This is a genomic window from Novosphingobium gossypii, from assembly GCF_050433305.1.
GTDB classification, from domain to species: domain Bacteria; phylum Pseudomonadota; class Alphaproteobacteria; order Sphingomonadales; family Sphingomonadaceae; genus Novosphingobium; species Novosphingobium gossypii.
Genome location: NZ_JBNPXM010000001.1, coordinates 452,280 through 467,735, shown reverse-complemented (window position 1 = coordinate 467,735; position 15,456 = coordinate 452,280). Strand labels below are relative to the sequence as shown.

Below are 15,456 nucleotides of genomic sequence, written 5' to 3'. Positions count from 1 at the left end.
CGCGAAGCGGCTGACGGAGGGGACTGGCGCTGCGCCACCCCCCTCCACCGTCCTGCGGACGGTCCTCCTCCCCCTCGACGGGGGAGGATCGGGAGGTCAGAGGCTGTCGACGTAGCTCTTGTAAGCAGCCTCATCCATCAGCGCGCCGAGTTCGGCGGCGTCGGATAGGGTCACGCGGAACAGCCAGCCACCGGTTTCGGCGTCGGTGTTCACCAGTTCCGGCTGGTCGGCCAAGGCGTCGTTGACCGCGGCGATGGTGCCCGAAACCGGGGTGTAGACGTCCGAGGCGGCCTTTACCGAGTCGACGACCGACACGGAATCACCCTTGCCGACGGTCGCGCCTTCGGCGGGCAGGTCGACGAAGGTGATGTCGCCCAGCTGGCCCTGCGCATAGTCGGTGATGCCAACGGTGCCGACGTCGCCTTCGACTTCGATCCACTCATGGTCTTCGGAGAAATAGCGGGTCATGGGAAAGTCCTTTGCTTGGAGGATTTAGCCTCAGCGGTGATAGCGGTGGGGTACGAAGGGCATCAGCGCGACTTTGCACTCGAGCGTCCGGCCCCGCATTTCGATGGTAAGCGGCGTGCCCTCTGCAATCAGGGCGGTATCGACGTAGGCCATGGCGATCGGCTGCTGCAGAGAAGGTGAGAAACCACCCGAAGTCACTACGCCAACTTCCTGTTCGCCCTGGAAAACCTTGGCGCCTTCACGTGCCGCCATGCGTCCTTCAAGGACGAGGCCGATGCGGCGACGGGCGGTGCCTTCGGCAAAGTCGCGAAGCACGCGGTCGGCACCGGGGAAGCCGCCTTCGGTGCGGCGGCGCTTGTTGACGGCGAACTTAAGGTCCGCATCGACGACGCTGGTTTCAGGCGACAGGTCATGGCCGTAAAGCGGCAGGCCGGCCTCAAGACGCAGGCTGTCGCGCGCGCCGAGGCCGATGGGCTTCACCTCCGGCTCGCCGCAGAGCAGTTCGGCAACGTGAGCGGCGGATTCGCTCGGAATGGCGATCTCGAAACCGTCCTCGCCGGTGTACCCCGAGCGGCTGATCCATGCATCGACGCCGCCCAGCTTGTAGGCTGCACCCTTCATGAAGGTCAGCGACGCCAGCGGCACCTCGCCCTCGACATGGCGTTCCAGTGCGGCGAAAGCCTTGGGCCCCTGCAGCGCCAGCAGCGCGCTTTCATCGAGATGGTTGAGCGTTACGTCGTCCGGCAGCAGTTCGCGCAGGGTGCCCAGATCGTCCCACTTGGTCGCGCCGTTGACCACCAGATAGAACCCGGTCGCCCAGCGTGTGACCATCAGGTCGTCCAGAATGCCACCGTTTTCGTCCAGCAGCAGGGAGTAGCGCGGCGCGCCGACCTTGAGCGTAGAAAGGTCGATCGGCAGCGCGGATTCCAGCGCCGCCTCTACCTCGGACGTCAGGCCCGCTTCGCTGGAGACATGGACCTGACCCATGTGGCTGACGTCGAACAAACCCGCGTTCTCGCGCGTCCACAAGTGCTCGGCCATGATGCCCTCGTACTGGACGGGCATGTAGTAGCCGGCAAATTCGACCATGCGGCCGCCCTTCTCGCGATGCCAGGCATCGAGCGGCAGGGTAAGAACTTCGATCTCTTCCACGAAATCGTCATCAGGGGCTTGGTCGGAAACAGGAAATTCGCTCAAGACACGACTCCGCGCGCAGATATGGACCACCAACATCGGTGCCCCCTCTGTCACGGAAACCTGAGAGCTTCCCCCGCGTCACCCCTCATGGGACGGGCCGGGTTACACCGTCGGCGGCCACGACCGAAATGGGCGGAGCACTTTCCAGAGGCTCGCTTTAGACGCTGCGCGGTCCTTTTGCCTGAGAGATTCCGGGGCGGTTGCTCCTTCGGCGCCCTATTCCGACGAATCGGTCCAGGGTCTCTCCCGCGCGTGTCAGCGAGTGAGCGGAGCCTTGGGTGAGCGTGGCACGCAAGTCAACGGGCGTTGCGCGCAAGCGCCCACTTTGTCCCCTTGCAGGCGGTGAGGAACAGTCATCGCGCCGCCTGCCTCAGCGCATCGTGTTCATGCACGAAGCGGCCTTGCGCTTCCTCACGCGCGAAGGTCAGGATCGCCCGCGCCACGTCGCGCGCGCGGATTGAGCGGAAGCGGCGCAGGCGGCCATGGAGCGCAAGGCGGTCGGCCACCGGCGCGACTATCTGCCATGCGCCTTCCAGCGGCCGCTGTTCATGGCGCGCGCCGCGCAGCAGGCTGGGCCGCAGCACGTCGAGGCGGTGGAAACCGAGCCGACCCAGCGCGTCCTCGGTTTCTCCCTTGACGCTGAGGTAGAAGTTGCTGCTCTCGCGCGCAGCCTCAACCGAAGAGACGACGATCATGCGCTCGACCCCGGCCTCGCGCGCGGCTTCCGCGGTGAAGCGAACAAGATCATGATCCACGGCGCGGAACTGTTCGCGACTGCCCGCCGCCTTTATCGTGGTGCCCAGCGCGCAGACGAGCACTTCGGCCTGCGCCGCGCGGATCAGTTGCGGCCAGTCGATCGGTTCGCCCACCAGCATTTCCATGCGCGCGCCCGGCGGCAACACCGCCTCGCGCCGACCGACGCCGACGATCCGCACGTCATCGCGCCCGACAGCCTCTGCCATCAGCGCGGAGCCGACCAGCCCGGTGGCCCCCACCAGGCATATGCGAACCACCCCCTGCGCCACCGTCAGGCCCTAGACATTGCTCAGGCCCTCGGGCGTGCGGCCATATATCTCGGCATGGCGGGCGATGGCGAAACGGTCGGTCATGCCGGCGATGTAGTCGGCGATGTGGCGGCTGCGGGCAGGCTCGAAGCGTGGCATCGTGTCGATCCAGCTTTCCTCCATCAGCACCGTCTCCTGCGAGTAGGCGGAATAAAGTTCGGCCAGCAGCGCACGCGCACGGCGCGCAGTTTCCACCTGCTCGGGATGGTAATAGAGCTTTTCGTACATGAAGCGCTTGAAGGCACGCTCACCCTCGGCCATCTCGGGTGAGAAGGCGACCAGCGCCCTGCCCGCGGCCCGCACGTCTTCGATGCTGCCGATGCCCACAAGGTTCTTCTGCGTCTGCGCGACCAGGTCGTTGACCATCACGCCGATCTGGCTGCGGATCAGTTCGGCCAATTGGCGATCCAGCGGCACTCCGGGATAGCGGCGCTCCACCTCGTTCCAGCGATCGACCACGAAGGGGTGGGCCAGCAGTTCGTCAAGGTCGAGGAACCCGGCACGCAGGCCATCGTCGATGTCGTGATTGTCATAGGCGATATCGTCCGATAGCGCCGCCACCTGCGCTTCAAGCGAGGCATGGCTACCGAGGTCGAGGTTGTAGGCGGCGTCCAGTTCGGCCAGCGCCCAGGTCGGTTCGAGCACCGGGCCGTTGTGCTTGGCCAGCCCTTCCAGCGTTTCCCACGTCAGGTTCAGGCCGTCATGCTCGCAATAGGGGCTGTCGATCCGCATCAACGTACGAAGGGTATGGGCGTTGTGATCGAAGCCGCCTGCCTTGTGCAGCGCGGCGTCGAGAGCGTCTTCTCCGGCATGGCCGAAGGGCGGGTGGCCGATGTCGTGAGCCAGCGCCAGCGCTTCGGTCAGATCCTCATCCAGGCCCAGGATGCGGGCGATGACGCGGGCGATCTGCGCCACTTCCAGGCTGTGCGTCAGGCGAACGCGATAATGATCGCCGTCGGGCGCGACGAAGACCTGCGTCTTGTAGCGCAGACGGCGAAACGCGATCGAGTGGATGATGCGGTCGCGGTCGCGCTGGTAGGGGCTGCGCGCGCCGCGGGCAAGGCCGTTCTCGATCGAGAACTCACGCCCGCGCGAACGGGACGGGTCGGAAGCATAAGGTGCGCGAAGGTCAGGAGGTGTCAATCGGAACTCCGCGAGTGCAACGAAAAGGATGGCCCGTCAGCGCCCTAGCGGGATAGGCCGGTGCTGCACAAGAGCAGCGAGGTGCCCGTTACCTTGACGACGCGCAGATCGTCGATTTCGCGCGCGGCGCGCACCAGTCCTTCGGGGTACCGGTCTTCGCGCTGCAGGGCGGTAAGCTTGTGGATCTGGCCAAGCGACAGGTGACGCACCAGGCGGCGGCCCATGCATGCGGCAGCAAGCAGGACGGCGATGAGAGCGAACGTCGTGACGAGGCGGTTCATGGCTTGCGCCCTTACACCTCTCGCAAGCACGCACAAATACCCGTTGCGGCGCCCGAGGAGGTCGGCACGTCTCCACTGTCGGACGCAGGGGTCAGTCGGCGAGCGCCTTGTTGATGTCCTCGACCATCTTCTTGGCATCGGCCAGAAGCATCATCGTCTGGTCCATGTAGAACACATCGTTGTCGACCCCGGCATAGCCCTGCCCGCCCATGGACCGCTTGATGAAGAAGATCGTCTTGGCCTTGTCCACGTCGAAAACCGGCATGCCGTAGATCGGAGAGGACTTGTCGGTCTTGGCGGCGGGGTTCACCACGTCGTTGGCGCCGATGATGAATGCGACGTCGGCCTGTGCGAATTCCCCGTTGATGTCCTCCAGCTCGAAGACTTCGTCATAAGGCACATTGGCCTCGGCCAGCAGGACGTTCATGTGTCCCGGCATGCGGCCCGCCACCGGGTGGATGGCGTACTTGACGTTGACGCCGTGCGCCTTGAGCTGGTCGCCCATCTCGCGCAGCACGTGCTGGGCCTGCGCCACCGCCATGCCGTAGCCGGGGATGATGATGACCGTCTCGGCCTCCTTCATGAGGAACGCGGCGTCCTCCGCCGAGCCGCGCTTCCACGGCCGCTGCTCGCGTGCTTCGCCGCCGCCGGATGGCCCCGTCTCTGCCCCGAACCCACCGGCGATGACCGAAATGAAGCTGCGATTCATCGCCTTGCACATGATGTACGACAGGATTGCGCCGGACGAACCGACCAGCGCGCCGGTCACGATCATCGCGGTGTTATGCAGCGTGAAGCCCATCGCCGCCGCCGCCCAGCCCGAATAGCTGTTCAGCATGGAGACGACGACCGGCATGTCCGCGCCGCCGATCGGGATGATCAGCAGGAACCCGATCGCGAAGGAGAGCAGCACGATGGCCCAGAACAGCCCCGGCGTATTCAGGTGGAACAGGCCGACCAGCGCGACGATGGCCACCAGCGCGCTCAGGTTGATGACATGGCGCCCCGGCAGCAGGATGGGCGATCCGCTCATGTTGCCGTTGAGCTTGGCGAAGGCAATGACCGACCCCGAAAACGTGATCGCGCCGATGGCGACGCCCAGCCCCATCTCGATCCGACTGCCCTTGAAAATGTCCAGCCCGCCCGGCTCCAGGATCCCGAACGCCGCCGGATTGTAGTAGGCGGCAATGCCCACCAGCACGGCGGCCAGCCCGACCAGCGAATGGAACGCGGCCACCAGTTGCGGCATCGCCGTCATCTTGATCCGCCGCGCGATGACGAAACCGACGCCGCCGCCGATGGCGATTGCGCCCAGGATCTCGGGGAGGCTGGCGATTTCGTGGGTTAGCAGCGTCGTGACCACCGCAATGGTCATGCCGATCATGCCATAGCGATTGCCCTGCCGGCTCGTCGCCGGCGACGACAGCCCGCGCAGTGCAAGGATGAAGCAGATTCCGGCAACAAGGTAGGCGAAGGCCACCCAGGGATTGATCGCGTGCGCCTCCATCACTTGCGATCCTTCTTCTTGTACATGGCCAGCATTCGTTCGGTGACGGCAAAGCCACCGAAGATGTTGACGCTAGCCAGCACCACCGCACCCAGCCCCAGCCACTTGGCCAGCGGCGATCCGGAAGCCGCGCTGGCCACCAGCGCGCCGACCACGATCACGGACGAGATCGCGTTAGTCACCGCCATAAGCGGGGTATGCAGTGCCGGTGTGACCGACCACACGACGTAGTAGCCCACGAAGCAGGCCAGCACGAAAATCGACAGGATCGAGACGAAGTCCATCATACAACTCCAGACGATCCTCCCCGTGTGGGGGAGGTGGTAGCGCGCAGCGCTGACGGAGGGGGCGAGGCGGCACATGCAGTCCAGAATGCCGCCTCCTGCGGATTTCGCAGTACCAATGCAGCGGGAATGCGCAGAACCCTTAGGCCCTTTGCCCTCATCCATTCGTCTAGGCGCAGATCATGCTGCGGCCGATCGCCCATGTCGTGAGAGGGGCCGTCGACTTCGATGATCGTCTTCGCGCTATCGCAGTAGAAATCCGCCACATACGAACCGATCGGATGCTGCCGCCGGAACTGGCGCCTGAGCGGCCTGCAGCGCAGCAGCCGCCATAGCGACCGCTGAGCGGTGGTTCCCCGCCCCCGACGGGGGAGGATCGGAAAACCTCGCTCCCTCAACCCTGCAGCCGCGGGTTCACTACGCTGCCGCCGCGTGTCAGGCGGATGGCGTCGCCGATTTCCTCGTCCAGGATGGGACGGCCCTGTTCCTTGTCCCAGAACGCCGAGACGAAGTTGAACAGGTTGCGCGCATAAAGGGCCGATGCGTCCGCCGGCAGGTGCGCGGGCGTGTTGGAATAGCCGATGATCTTCACCCCGTGCCGTTCCACGATCTGGTCCGGCACGGTCCCTTCGACATTCCCGCCCTGCGGCGCGGCAAGATCGAAGATGACGCTGCCCGGCTTCATCGAGGCGACTTGCGCGTCCGTCACCAGACGTGGCGCTGCACGGCCGGGAATCAGCGCGGTAGTGATGACGATATCCTGCCGCGCGATGTGGGCAGAGACCAGTTCCGCCTGCGCGCGCTGGTATTCCTCGCTCATCTCGCCGGCATAGCCGCCCGAGCCTTCACCCTCGATCCCGGCGACGTTCTCGACGAAGATCGGCTTGGCGCCCAGCGACTGGATCTGTTCGCGGGTGGCGGATCGCACGTCGGTAGCGGAGACCTGCGCACCCAGGCGACGGGCGGTGGCGATGGCCTGCAGCCCGGCGACGCCCACGCCCATGACGAAGCACTTGGCGGCGCTGACCGTGCCCGCCGCCGTCATCATCATCGGAAAAGCCCGGCCGTAGACACCCGCAGCGACCAGCACCGCCTTGTAACCGGCAAGGTTCGACTGGCTGGACAGCACGTCCATCGACTGCGCACGGGTGATGCGCGGCATGAATTCCATCGCCAGCGCCTCCAGCCCGGCGGCGGCATAGGCATCCACGCGGTCGCGCCGCGTGAAAGGATCGAGGATCGCAGTCACCCATGCGCCCGGCGTCACGCCGCCAAGCAGCGCCGGATCGGGGGCCTGCACCGCGAACACGATGTCAGCCCCGGCCAACACCGTATCGGCGCTGCCCAGTTCGGCGCCGGCAGCGCGATAGTCTTCGTCCGGGATGCTGGCGTGGCGGCCCGCCCCGCTTTCCACCGCAACCACGGCACCCAGCGCGACGAGCTTGCGGACCGTTTCCGGCGTCGCGGCGACCCGCGTTTCGCCCGGTGTGCGCTCTGCGGGAACCGCGATCCGCAACGGTGCCGCCACCGTCAGGAAGCGATCAGGCCGACGACGAAGGCGGTAATGAGGATGATGACCACCGTGCCCCAGGTGGCTGCCTTAATGAAGCCATTGTAAGTCTCGGTAGCGGCCTTGATGTCGTTGACCGAAGTGCTGTCGTTACCCGAAGCCATCTGTCGCTTGCCCCCAGAAAATTGTCTTGTTCAGCGATCCTAGCTTCCCCTACCGCCATGCTCAAGTGCCAAGAACGTCCATCGTGGTGTCGCTAATCGGCAATGAACATCCGCTTCCGCGCATTCCCTTCTCAAGCTTAAGCCCGTATTTACCCGTTGTGAGTATCACTCTAGGCTCAACCGGAAGAGGCGACGCGAAGCGGCATTACAATGGCGGATCTTGACCAGCGCCTCCTCATGCTCATCGACGACGAGCCGGCCCAGAGCCGCCTGATCTCCGCGCTGGCGTCGCGGGAGGGGTGGCGCACGCTGATCGTGCGCGATGCCGAGACCGCGATCGCGACGCTGGGCACCCGGCAGGGGATGCAGTTGTCCGCGATCATCCTCGACCAGTGGGTGCCCGGCGACGATGCCTGCGCGCTTATTTCCGAACTGAAAGCGCGCCGTCCCGCGCTGCCCATCCTGATGCTGACGGCCAGCACTTCGCCGCTACTGGCGGTAGAGGCGATGCGCGCCGGGGCGACCGACTATCTGGTGAAACCGGTGGCACCCGACCGCCTGATGCACGCGCTGCGATCGGCAACCACCCGCGAAGCCCCGCGCGACGAGCTTGCCCCGCTGACGGAGAAGATGCCGTCGAACCCCGATTTCGAATCGATGATCGGCGCGGCACCCAACTTCCGCAAGGCGCTGGCCGTCGCGGCCAAGGCGGCACGCGGTCATTCTCCAGTCCTGATCGAGGGCGAAAGCGGCACGGGCAAGGAAATGCTCATCCGCGCCATGCATGCGGCCAGCCCGCGCGCGCGCATGCCGCTGCGGATCATCAACATCGGCGGCGTTCCGGCAAACTCGATCGAATCGGTCCTGTTCGGGCATGAGAAAGGCGCCTTCCCCGGCGCGTTCGACCGGCAGATCGGCGCCCTGCAGCATTGCGATGGCGCTACGCTCGCGCTGGACGAGATCGACCGCCTGCCCGCTTCGATCCAGGAACGCCTGCTTGACGCCGTGAAGAAGGGCGACTGTCGCCCGATCGGCGCGCGTCATTCGTTCCGCATTGATGTGCGGCTGATCGCGGCAAGCAACCTGCCGCTGGCCGATCTTGCCGATCAGGGCCACTTCCTGCCCGAACTGCTGACCGCGCTGTCGCCCACCAAGGTGGAACTGCCCCCCCTGCGTGAGCGGACCGGCGACATCCCCGCCCTCACCCGCTTCTTCCTGGCCCGGATCGGCGAGCAGCCCGGCCTGCGCGAATTGGGCATCACCGATGGCGCGCTGTCGCTGCTCGCCGCTTACGACTGGCCCGGCAACGTGCGCCAGTTGCAGGCTGTGCTGTTCCGGGCGGCGGTCTTCTGCGATGGCGATGCGCTGACGTCGGAAGATTTTCCACAGCTTCTCAACATACTGGGCACAGGTCCATCCACAGCCCCGCAGATGCCCGAAAGCGCCGGCGTCATGCTCTATACGCCCGACGGCAACCTGCGCCCGCTGGACGAGATCGAGGCGGACGTCATCCGCCTTGCCATCGGGCTGTATCGCGGCCGCATGACCGAAGTTGCCCGGCGGCTGGGCATCGGGCGCTCTACGCTTTATCGCAAGCTGAGCGAACTGGGGATCGACAACGCCGCCTGAACGGGCGCGCGGCCATTATTTCCTCACATACGAAACCGGGCCGTGCATCGCGCACGACCCGATTCGGAGTACCGCCTTGGGCGGAACGCTGGCGAAGACGTCAGAGGTCTTCGATGTAGACCGACGGAACGCGATAGCCGCGCTTCACCATCGCCTTGGTGTAGGAGCCGCGTTCGTGGCGCAGTTCGGAACCATATTCCTCCCAGGCGTCACGCTGGTCCTCGATATCGCTGGCCTTGCGCAGGTCGGTGGCGAGTTCCTTCTGGCTCTCGTTCACGTTGGCACGGTAGTTGAACCAGTACTTGTTCTCGATCCCGCCCAGCGGAGTCTGGATGATCCGGTTCTCTTCCACGCGGGCGACGCGCTCCTCGTACATGGCAGGCACGACTGCCCCTGCCACGATCGGGGCCGAAACGGGAACGATGGCAAGCGCCACGGCAGCGGCGCGAATGATGGTGGTCTGCTTCATGGGTGAATCCCCTTTGTCGCTTTCCATGCGCAAGACGGAATTGCCTCACGCTCGATGGGACAAACGGGCACATCGCCGATTGGCGTCCGGTTAAGAGACGAAATGAAGCTGTCGCGGGACGTCCTGCGGCAAGAACGCAGGTTGTGATGACGCGGTCACACAAAGTTCAAACCGCCGTTAATCTGGCGGAAATCTGCGGTTCATCCGGCGTGCAGGATTGGCAGCATCAATCCGGCAGCTGCGAGAAGTCTGTCAGCGCCGCATCGCGAAGACCACGCCATACCTTCACCGCCTGCACCGTCTCCGGCACATCGTGGACGCGCAGGATGTGCGCGCCCGCGTCCATCGCCTTCACCGCCAGGGCGACCGATCCGCCGAGCCGCCGATGGGCCGGCGCCTCGTTCGACAGCGCACCGATCATCCGCTTGCGGCTGACGCCCAACAGCAGCGGCTGTCCCAGCGCATGGAACAGCGGCAGCGCGTTGAACAGCGCAAGGTTCTGCGCCAACGTCAGGCCGAAGCCGAAACCGGGATCGAGCACGATGCGGTCCGCAGCGATGCCTGCGGCCACGCAAGCATCCCGGCGTGCCTCCAGCCAGTCGAACACGTCGAGTACCACGTCATCGAAGTCGGCGCCGGAATGCAGGTCGTCTGCATTTCCCGGCGCATGCATCAGCACCACAGGCGCGCACGAGGACGCCGCCAGTTCCAGGCTGCGCGGGTCATAGCGCAGCGCCGATACGTCGTTGATGATGTGCGCGCCTGCCGCCAGCGTCCCCTCCATCACGGCCGGGCGGCGGGTATCGACGCTGATCGCCGCGCCCATCGCGGCAAGTCGCTCCACCATCGGCACCACGCGCTTGAGTTCGTCCCCTTCCCACACCGCCGCCGCGCCGGGGCGGGTGGATTCGCCGCCAAGGTCGATGATCGCTGCGCCCGCTTCCAGCATGGCAGAGGCATGGCCCGCCGCGACCTCGACGTCGTCGAGGAACCTGCCGCCGTCGGAAAAGCTGTCGGGCGTCATGTTGAGGATGCCCATGACCTGCGGCTGGTCGAGGCGGATAGTGCGAGTGCCGCCCCTGACCGCCAGTTGCAGCGGTGCGTGGACCTTGCGCAAGTTGGACCACTGCGCCTCTGCCGCCGCGCCCAGGTCCGCCGGAAGCCTGCCCAGCGCGGCCGGCATCTGCGCCCCGGAAACCCGTTCGCGCGATACGATGCGCCCGTTCTCACGCACGATGAGGGCGAAGCGGCTAGCCCAGACCATCGACCCGCCAAGGCGCATGGCCTCGCCTTCTTCGCTCTGTGGGCTGTCGGCAAGGGCGATGGGGCGGATGTAGAGCTTGCGGGTCATGCCCCGCGCCTTAGCGCGGGATTGGGGCAAAGAGAATGCCAGAGGCTTTCGTCGTCCCGGATCAAGTCCGGGACGACGGCTGTTCTATCACGGTTCCGTGGCGAGCAGGTACAGCTGGCGGATCGCGTCGATCGGCTTGATCTGGCCTTCGTGCTCCAGATGCCAGAACGTCCAGCCGTTGCACGAAGGCGCGCCCTGCAGATCCTTTCCCACGCCATGGATCGAACCGTTGAGGTCGCCCGACAGCAGCGAACCATCCGCCCGCACCGTGGCGACATGGCGGCGCTTCTTGTCGAACAGCTGCGTGCCCGGTTGAATCCAGCCGGTCTCAATCAGGGTGCCGAACGCCACCTTGGGCGCGGTGCGCTTGGACTGCATGGTCTTGAGCGCGGATTCGTCGAGCGGCAGCGCCATCTCGATACGCTCGAGCGCGGCTTCACGGTAATCGCTCTCGCGCTCACAGCCGATCCATTCGCGTCCCAGTCGCTTGGCGACCGCCCCGGTAGTGCCCGTACCGAAGAACGGGTCGAGCACCACGTCGCCCTTGTTGGTCGTCGCCAGCATTACGCGGTAAAGCAGCGCTTCGGGCTTCTGCGTGGGGTGAACCTTGCGCCCGCCCTTCTTCAGGCGTTCCGCGCCGTTGCAGATCGGCAGCACCCAGTCGGAGCGCATCTGCAATTCGTCGTTCAGCGTCTTCATCGCGCGATAGTTGAAGGTGTACTTCGACTTCTCGCCCATGCTGGCCCAGATCAGGGTCTCATGCGCGTTGGTGAACCGCGTGCCCTTGAAGTTGGGCATCGGGTTCGCCTTGCGCCACACGATATCGTTCAGGATCCAGAACCCCATGTCCTGCATGATCGCACCGAGACGGAAGATGTTGTGGTACGATCCGATGACCCACAGCGACCCTTCGGGCTTCAGCACGCGGCGCGCCTCGGTCAGCCAGTCACGGGTGAACTGGTCGTAAGTCGCGAAGCTGGAGAACTTGTCCCAGTCGTTGGTCACGGCGTCGACATGGCTGCCGTCCGGGCGGGCGAGATCGCCGCCCAGCTGCAGGTTGTACGGCGGGTCGGCAAAGACCATGTCCACTGACGCATCGGGGATCGTCCGCATGGCTTCGATACAGTCGCCGGTCAGGATGCGGCCGAGCGGAAGCAGCTCCTTCGGGGTAGGCGCAGGCGCCCGTGCCCGAATGCGTTCCTTGACCAAAATCTGCCCCATGACTGCTCCGAATACCTGTGGATATGACCCTTAGGGTGAGTCATCCGGGACTCTGCGTCAAGGTGCGACTCGCCGGGAATCCTTGAGATTCACGACCGGCGGAACACGGAACAAAACGAATCCGATACCAGATGTTGAGTCGTTGAGAATCAGCAGGACTCAAGATGTGGTGGGTGTGGCGTTCGCGACTCGTGGATAACTTTTTGTCACGCATCAAATGTCGCGATGCAGTTTTATGCAACAACCGTCCGATACGTTGCATTTGCAGCAACCGCATGAACGATCCAAATGGCGGTCGATGTTGCAACGCAGCAACGGCATTTTCCAACCAAGGTCGATACCATGTTCTCGCTTATCTCGCTCTACTTCTCCTACCGCCGCGACGTCGTCCTGGCAGAGCGCTATGTCGCTACCCTGGCCGACAAGTCTGCACAAGAAGTCGGCGTTTCGGCTGCTCCCGCCACTTCGACCGCAGAAGTCGAAGACCTGGCGCTCGCCGCCTAAAGCAGCGTAAGCTGAGCCACCGGCGCGAAGCTGCGGCGGTGGTGCGGGGTGGGGCCATGTTCCCGCAGTGCAGCAAGATGCTGCGGGGTGCCGTAACCGGCGTTACGCTCCCACCCGAAATGCGGATGCACCCGCGCCAGATCGCGCATGAGCCGATCGCGATGCTCCTTCGCGATGATCGACGCCGCGGAGATGCACGGCTCGATCGCGTCGCCTCCCACGATCGCTCGCGCGTTCCACCGCCATTCCGCGCGGCGTCCATGCGGTGTCATGTTGCCGTCGATCAGGACTTCGTGCGGATCCTCGCCCAGCCCTGCGCATAGCGCCGCCACCGCGCGGGTCATGGCCAGCATCGTCGCGCCGAAGATGTTGAGCCGATCGATGTCCTCCACATCGACCACGCCCACCGCCCACTGGCAACGGCGCTTGATGGTTGCCTCCAGTTCGGAGCGACGGACGGCGGAAAGCTTCTTCGAATCATCCAGACCGGATGGACGCGGCTTGCACAGCAACACCGCGCCTGCAACAACAGGCCCTGCAAGCGGGCCACGACCGGCCTCGTCGACGCCGATCACGTAACGTTTTGTGGCTGGAAATTCCGGTGCGGAACTCGTGTGGGGTGCAAGCATTGGGCCTGTCATGATCGCAAGACGTCTTCTCATCGCCCTATCGCCGCTGTCAGCAATGCTCGCAAGCTGCGGCAATGCCGCCACCGGGGAAAAGGCGCCCGATCCCGCCACGGCGGAAACCGGCACGCCGTTCAAGGTCGAGACGGTAGCACAATTCGACGAACCCTGGGCCATGGCGTTCGACGAGGGGACCGGCGCTCTTTTCGTTACCGAAAAGAAAGGCACCATCCGCTTCCGCACGCCTGACGGGCGCATCGGCCAGGTCAGCGGCGTCCCCAAGGTCGATTACGGCGGCCAGGGCGGCCTTGGCGACTTCATTTTCGCACCGGGCCAGACCGGCAAAATGCTGGACCGCCGCGTGGTCTACCTCAGCTGGGCGGAAGCGGGGGATAGCGATACGCGTGGCGCCGCCGTGGGCAAGGCCGACCTCGTATGCGATGCACCAACCCGTTGCGCATTGCAGAACCTCAAGGTGATCTGGCGCCAGACCCCGAAGGTTTCGGGCCGGGGCCATTACTCGCATCGCCTGCGCTTCTCGCCCGATGGAAAATACCTGTTCATCGCTTCGGGCGAACGGCAGAAATTCACGCCAGCGCAGGATCTGGGCACCAACCTCGGCAAAGTCGTGCGCCTGCTTCCGGACGGCACGCCCGCGCCGGGCAACCCCTTTGCCGACAAACCGGCACCCACCAACCAGATCTGGTCCTACGGCCACCGCAACATCCTGGGGCTGGCTTTCGATGCCAAGGGACGGCTCTGGGATCTTGAACACGGCCCGGCTGGCGGGGACGAACTCAATCTGGTCAAACCCGGCGCGAATTATGGCTGGCCGCTGGTGTCTGACGGCGACCACTACGACGGCAAACCGATCCCGCGCAACTCCACCCGCCCCGACCTTGCCCAGCCGGCGATCAGCTGGAACCCGGTGATCGCGCCGGGAGACTTCATCTTCTACACAGGTGACGCGTTCCCTGCGTGGAAGGGGCAGGCGCTGATCACGGGCCTGGTTGCAACCGGTCTGGTGCGCGTTTCCATTACCGGCGAAAAGGCCCGCGAAGAAGCGCGCTATCCCCTTGAAAACCGCATCCGTGAAATCCGGCAGGGTCCGGACGGAGCAGTATGGCTTCTGGAAGACGGCAAAGGCGCTGAAAGCGGCCACCTGCTACGGCTCGTTCCCCGCTGAGAAAGGGGCATGATGGGCACGGCGCCGACGCTGCCCTCTGCGCAGAATGCAGCTAGGTATCGGCATTGCCAGCCGCACTGCATCGGGGCTTTCGCCATCCCGATGATGCGCTTGGGGGTTCGTTACGCCACGAGCAGCCATTTCCGCCCGACAGCCACCCATCCGGGGTGAGGCTGCCGGACGGGCCCTCCGACGGGTTTCGACTGCGGCGGCAAGTGAAGGCGGACGATGCGCTCCACATCGAAACGTATCGACAAACCGGCGCATCACCCCTACCGCGCGCCCGCCATGACTGAGACCACATCCACCGCCGCCACGATCATTCCGCTCGACAATGTCGATCCCGCGCTTGTCGAAGCGCTGCTGGACGCCGCGTTCGAACCGGAACGACACACGCGCACTGCGTACAAGGTGCGCGATGGCGTGGACTGGCTGCCCGCGCTCAGCTTTGCCGCGCTCGACGCGAACGAAATGCTTGTCGGCACCATCCAGTGCTGGCCGGTGGCTCTGAACACGCCCGAAGGCCGCCCCTGCCCGCTCATCATGGTCGGCCCGGTTGCGGTCATGCCCGGCCATCAGGGCATGGGCTATGGTCAGGCGCTGATGTCCACCAGCATGGCCAGCATCGACGACCGCGCACCGCTGCCGCAGGTCATGATCGGCGATCCGGAATATTACGGCCGCTTCTGGGGCTTTTCCAACGAAGGCACTGCCGGCTGGGATCTGCCCGGCCCGTTCGAGCGGCACCGCCTGCTGGTACGCTGCCCGAACCTGGCCGTATTGCCGGAAAAGGGCATGCTCGGCCCCTGGCTGCGCTGACACTTCGGTCTGGAACTTGGCGCGGGCGCGCCT

Annotated in this window: 18 protein-coding genes and 2 riboswitches; of the genes, 4 read left to right on the top strand and 14 right to left on the bottom strand. The window is 65.0% G+C overall.

All coding sequences use genetic code 11. The features are described 5' to 3' along the window. Positions 1–96: 96 nt before the first annotated feature. The 10 genes from gcvH to GGR40_RS02485 form a co-directional block, all read right to left on the bottom strand. The gene (gcvH, locus tag GGR40_RS02530) at positions 97–468 is read right to left on the bottom strand and encodes a glycine cleavage system protein GcvH (RefSeq protein WP_429274620.1); all 372 of its coding nucleotides are present in this window, start codon (positions 466–468) and stop codon (positions 97–99) included. Between the two features lie 30 nt (positions 469–498). Beyond that, complete coding sequence (gene gcvT / locus GGR40_RS02525; protein WP_429274619.1) at positions 499–1,665, bottom strand: glycine cleavage system aminomethyltransferase GcvT; 1,167 nt, start codon at positions 1,663–1,665, stop codon at positions 499–501. Positions 1,666–1,702: 37 nt separating this feature from the next. Further along, positions 1,703–1,823: riboswitch (glycine riboswitch) on the bottom strand. A gap of 1 nt (position 1,824) precedes the next feature. Continuing rightward, positions 1,825–1,924, bottom strand: a riboswitch (glycine riboswitch). A gap of 94 nt (positions 1,925–2,018) precedes the next feature. Beyond that, a complete protein-coding gene (locus GGR40_RS02520; protein ID WP_429274618.1) occupies positions 2,019–2,690 on the bottom strand; it encodes an NAD(P)H-binding protein in 672 nt (223 codons plus the stop codon). A 9-nt stretch (positions 2,691–2,699) separates the two neighbouring features. Then, a complete protein-coding gene (locus GGR40_RS02515; RefSeq protein WP_429274617.1) occupies positions 2,700–3,872 on the bottom strand; it encodes a deoxyguanosinetriphosphate triphosphohydrolase in 1,173 nt (390 codons plus the stop codon). A gap of 44 nt (positions 3,873–3,916) precedes the next feature. Further along, on the bottom strand, positions 3,917–4,153 hold the full coding sequence (locus GGR40_RS02510; RefSeq protein ID WP_429274616.1) for a hypothetical protein: 237 nt from the start codon (positions 4,151–4,153) through the stop codon (positions 3,917–3,919). A gap of 91 nt (positions 4,154–4,244) precedes the next feature. Further along, on the bottom strand, positions 4,245–5,660 hold the full coding sequence (locus GGR40_RS02505; protein WP_429274615.1) for an NAD(P)(+) transhydrogenase (Re/Si-specific) subunit beta: 1,416 nt from the start codon (positions 5,658–5,660) through the stop codon (positions 4,245–4,247). Beyond that, on the bottom strand, positions 5,660–5,944 hold the full coding sequence (locus GGR40_RS02500) for an NAD(P) transhydrogenase subunit alpha part 2 (RefSeq protein ID WP_232492118.1): 285 nt from the start codon (positions 5,942–5,944) through the stop codon (positions 5,660–5,662). The genes GGR40_RS02505 and GGR40_RS02500 overlap by 1 nt, the downstream gene beginning before the upstream one ends. Next, complete coding sequence (locus GGR40_RS02495) at positions 5,944–6,342, bottom strand: endonuclease domain-containing protein (RefSeq protein WP_429274614.1); 399 nt, start codon at positions 6,340–6,342, stop codon at positions 5,944–5,946. The genes GGR40_RS02500 and GGR40_RS02495 overlap by 1 nt, the downstream gene beginning before the upstream one ends. Beyond that, the gene (locus tag GGR40_RS02490) at positions 6,339–7,460 is read right to left on the bottom strand and encodes a Re/Si-specific NAD(P)(+) transhydrogenase subunit alpha (RefSeq protein WP_429275201.1); all 1,122 of its coding nucleotides are present in this window, start codon (positions 7,458–7,460) and stop codon (positions 6,339–6,341) included. The genes GGR40_RS02495 and GGR40_RS02490 overlap by 4 nt, the downstream gene beginning before the upstream one ends. Positions 7,461–7,474: 14 nt before the next feature. Continuing rightward, positions 7,475–7,618: an aa3-type cytochrome c oxidase subunit IV gene (locus tag GGR40_RS02485; RefSeq protein WP_429274613.1), complete on the bottom strand. Its 144-nt coding sequence runs from the start codon at positions 7,616–7,618 to the stop codon at positions 7,475–7,477. 210 nt (positions 7,619–7,828) lie between these two features. Here GGR40_RS02485 and GGR40_RS02480 point away from each other — a divergent pair, with 210 nt between their 5' ends. Beyond that, positions 7,829–9,247 (top strand): sigma-54-dependent transcriptional regulator, encoded by a 1,419-nt coding sequence (locus GGR40_RS02480; RefSeq protein ID WP_429274612.1) that lies wholly within the window; start codon positions 7,829–7,831, stop codon positions 9,245–9,247. A 100-nt stretch (positions 9,248–9,347) separates the two neighbouring features. On the opposite strand, the gene GGR40_RS02475 is transcribed toward GGR40_RS02480, so the two are convergent. The 3 genes from GGR40_RS02475 to GGR40_RS02465 all read right to left on the bottom strand — a co-directional run bounded on the left by GGR40_RS02475 (position 9,348) and on the right by GGR40_RS02465 (position 12,288). Beyond that, positions 9,348–9,716 carry a hypothetical protein gene (locus GGR40_RS02475; protein WP_429274611.1) on the bottom strand — a complete coding sequence of 123 codons (369 nt, stop codon included), beginning with the start codon at positions 9,714–9,716 and terminating at the stop codon, positions 9,348–9,350. Positions 9,717–9,942: 226 nt separating this feature from the next. After that, complete coding sequence (gene folP, locus GGR40_RS02470) at positions 9,943–11,067, bottom strand: dihydropteroate synthase (RefSeq protein ID WP_429274610.1); 1,125 nt, start codon at positions 11,065–11,067, stop codon at positions 9,943–9,945. Between the two features lie 87 nt (positions 11,068–11,154). After that, on the bottom strand, positions 11,155–12,288 hold the full coding sequence (locus GGR40_RS02465) for a site-specific DNA-methyltransferase (RefSeq protein WP_429274609.1): 1,134 nt from the start codon (positions 12,286–12,288) through the stop codon (positions 11,155–11,157). Between the two features lie 342 nt (positions 12,289–12,630). On the opposite strand from GGR40_RS02465, the gene GGR40_RS02460 reads away from it, so the two are divergent. Then, the gene (locus tag GGR40_RS02460; RefSeq protein ID WP_429274608.1) at positions 12,631–12,792 is read left to right on the top strand and encodes a hypothetical protein; all 162 of its coding nucleotides are present in this window, start codon (positions 12,631–12,633) and stop codon (positions 12,790–12,792) included. Here GGR40_RS02460 and GGR40_RS02455 read toward each other — a convergent pair. After that, entirely contained in the window at positions 12,789–13,421 is a 633-nt protein-coding gene (locus tag GGR40_RS02455) for a ribonuclease HII (RefSeq protein ID WP_429274607.1), read from the bottom strand. The genes GGR40_RS02460 and GGR40_RS02455 overlap by 4 nt on opposite strands. A 10-nt stretch (positions 13,422–13,431) precedes the next feature. Between GGR40_RS02455 and GGR40_RS02450 the strand changes: the two genes are divergently transcribed. Together GGR40_RS02450 and GGR40_RS02445 are read left to right on the top strand one after the other, a co-directional pair. Beyond that, the gene (locus GGR40_RS02450; protein WP_429274606.1) at positions 13,432–14,604 is read left to right on the top strand and encodes a PQQ-dependent sugar dehydrogenase; all 1,173 of its coding nucleotides are present in this window, start codon (positions 13,432–13,434) and stop codon (positions 14,602–14,604) included. Between the two features lie 288 nt (positions 14,605–14,892). Beyond that, complete coding sequence (locus GGR40_RS02445; RefSeq protein WP_429274605.1) at positions 14,893–15,423, top strand: GNAT family N-acetyltransferase; 531 nt, start codon at positions 14,893–14,895, stop codon at positions 15,421–15,423. Positions 15,424–15,456 lie beyond the last annotated feature (33 nt).

Excerpts from the sequence above, each read along its gene's own strand:
- GGR40_RS02475 (WP_429274611.1), bottom strand. The coding sequence starts at position 9,716 with ATGAAGCAGACCACCATCATTCGCGCCGCTGCCGTGGCGCTTGCCATC.
- GGR40_RS02485 (WP_429274613.1), bottom strand. The coding sequence starts at position 7,618 with ATGGCTTCGGGTAACGACAGCACTTCGGTCAACGACATCAAGGCCGCT.
- GGR40_RS02500 (WP_232492118.1), bottom strand. The coding sequence starts at position 5,944 with ATGGACTTCGTCTCGATCCTGTCGATTTTCGTGCTGGCCTGCTTCGTG.
- GGR40_RS02510 (WP_429274616.1), bottom strand. The coding sequence starts at position 4,153 with ATGAACCGCCTCGTCACGACGTTCGCTCTCATCGCCGTCCTGCTTGCT.
- GGR40_RS02450 (WP_429274606.1), top strand. The coding sequence starts at position 13,432 with ATGATCGCAAGACGTCTTCTCATCGCCCTATCGCCGCTGTCAGCAATG.
- folP (WP_429274610.1), bottom strand. The coding sequence starts at position 11,067 with ATGACCCGCAAGCTCTACATCCGCCCCATCGCCCTTGCCGACAGCCCA.
- GGR40_RS02445 (WP_429274605.1), top strand. The coding sequence starts at position 14,893 with ATGACTGAGACCACATCCACCGCCGCCACGATCATTCCGCTCGACAAT.
- GGR40_RS02505 (WP_429274615.1), bottom strand. The coding sequence starts at position 5,660 with ATGGAGGCGCACGCGATCAATCCCTGGGTGGCCTTCGCCTACCTTGTT.
- gcvH (WP_429274620.1), bottom strand. The coding sequence starts at position 468 with ATGACCCGCTATTTCTCCGAAGACCATGAGTGGATCGAAGTCGAAGGC.
- GGR40_RS02455 (WP_429274607.1), bottom strand. The coding sequence starts at position 13,421 with ATGCTTGCACCCCACACGAGTTCCGCACCGGAATTTCCAGCCACAAAA.
- GGR40_RS02460 (WP_429274608.1), top strand. The coding sequence starts at position 12,631 with ATGTTCTCGCTTATCTCGCTCTACTTCTCCTACCGCCGCGACGTCGTC.
- GGR40_RS02480 (WP_429274612.1), top strand. The coding sequence starts at position 7,829 with ATGGCGGATCTTGACCAGCGCCTCCTCATGCTCATCGACGACGAGCCG.
- GGR40_RS02465 (WP_429274609.1), bottom strand. The coding sequence starts at position 12,288 with ATGGGGCAGATTTTGGTCAAGGAACGCATTCGGGCACGGGCGCCTGCG.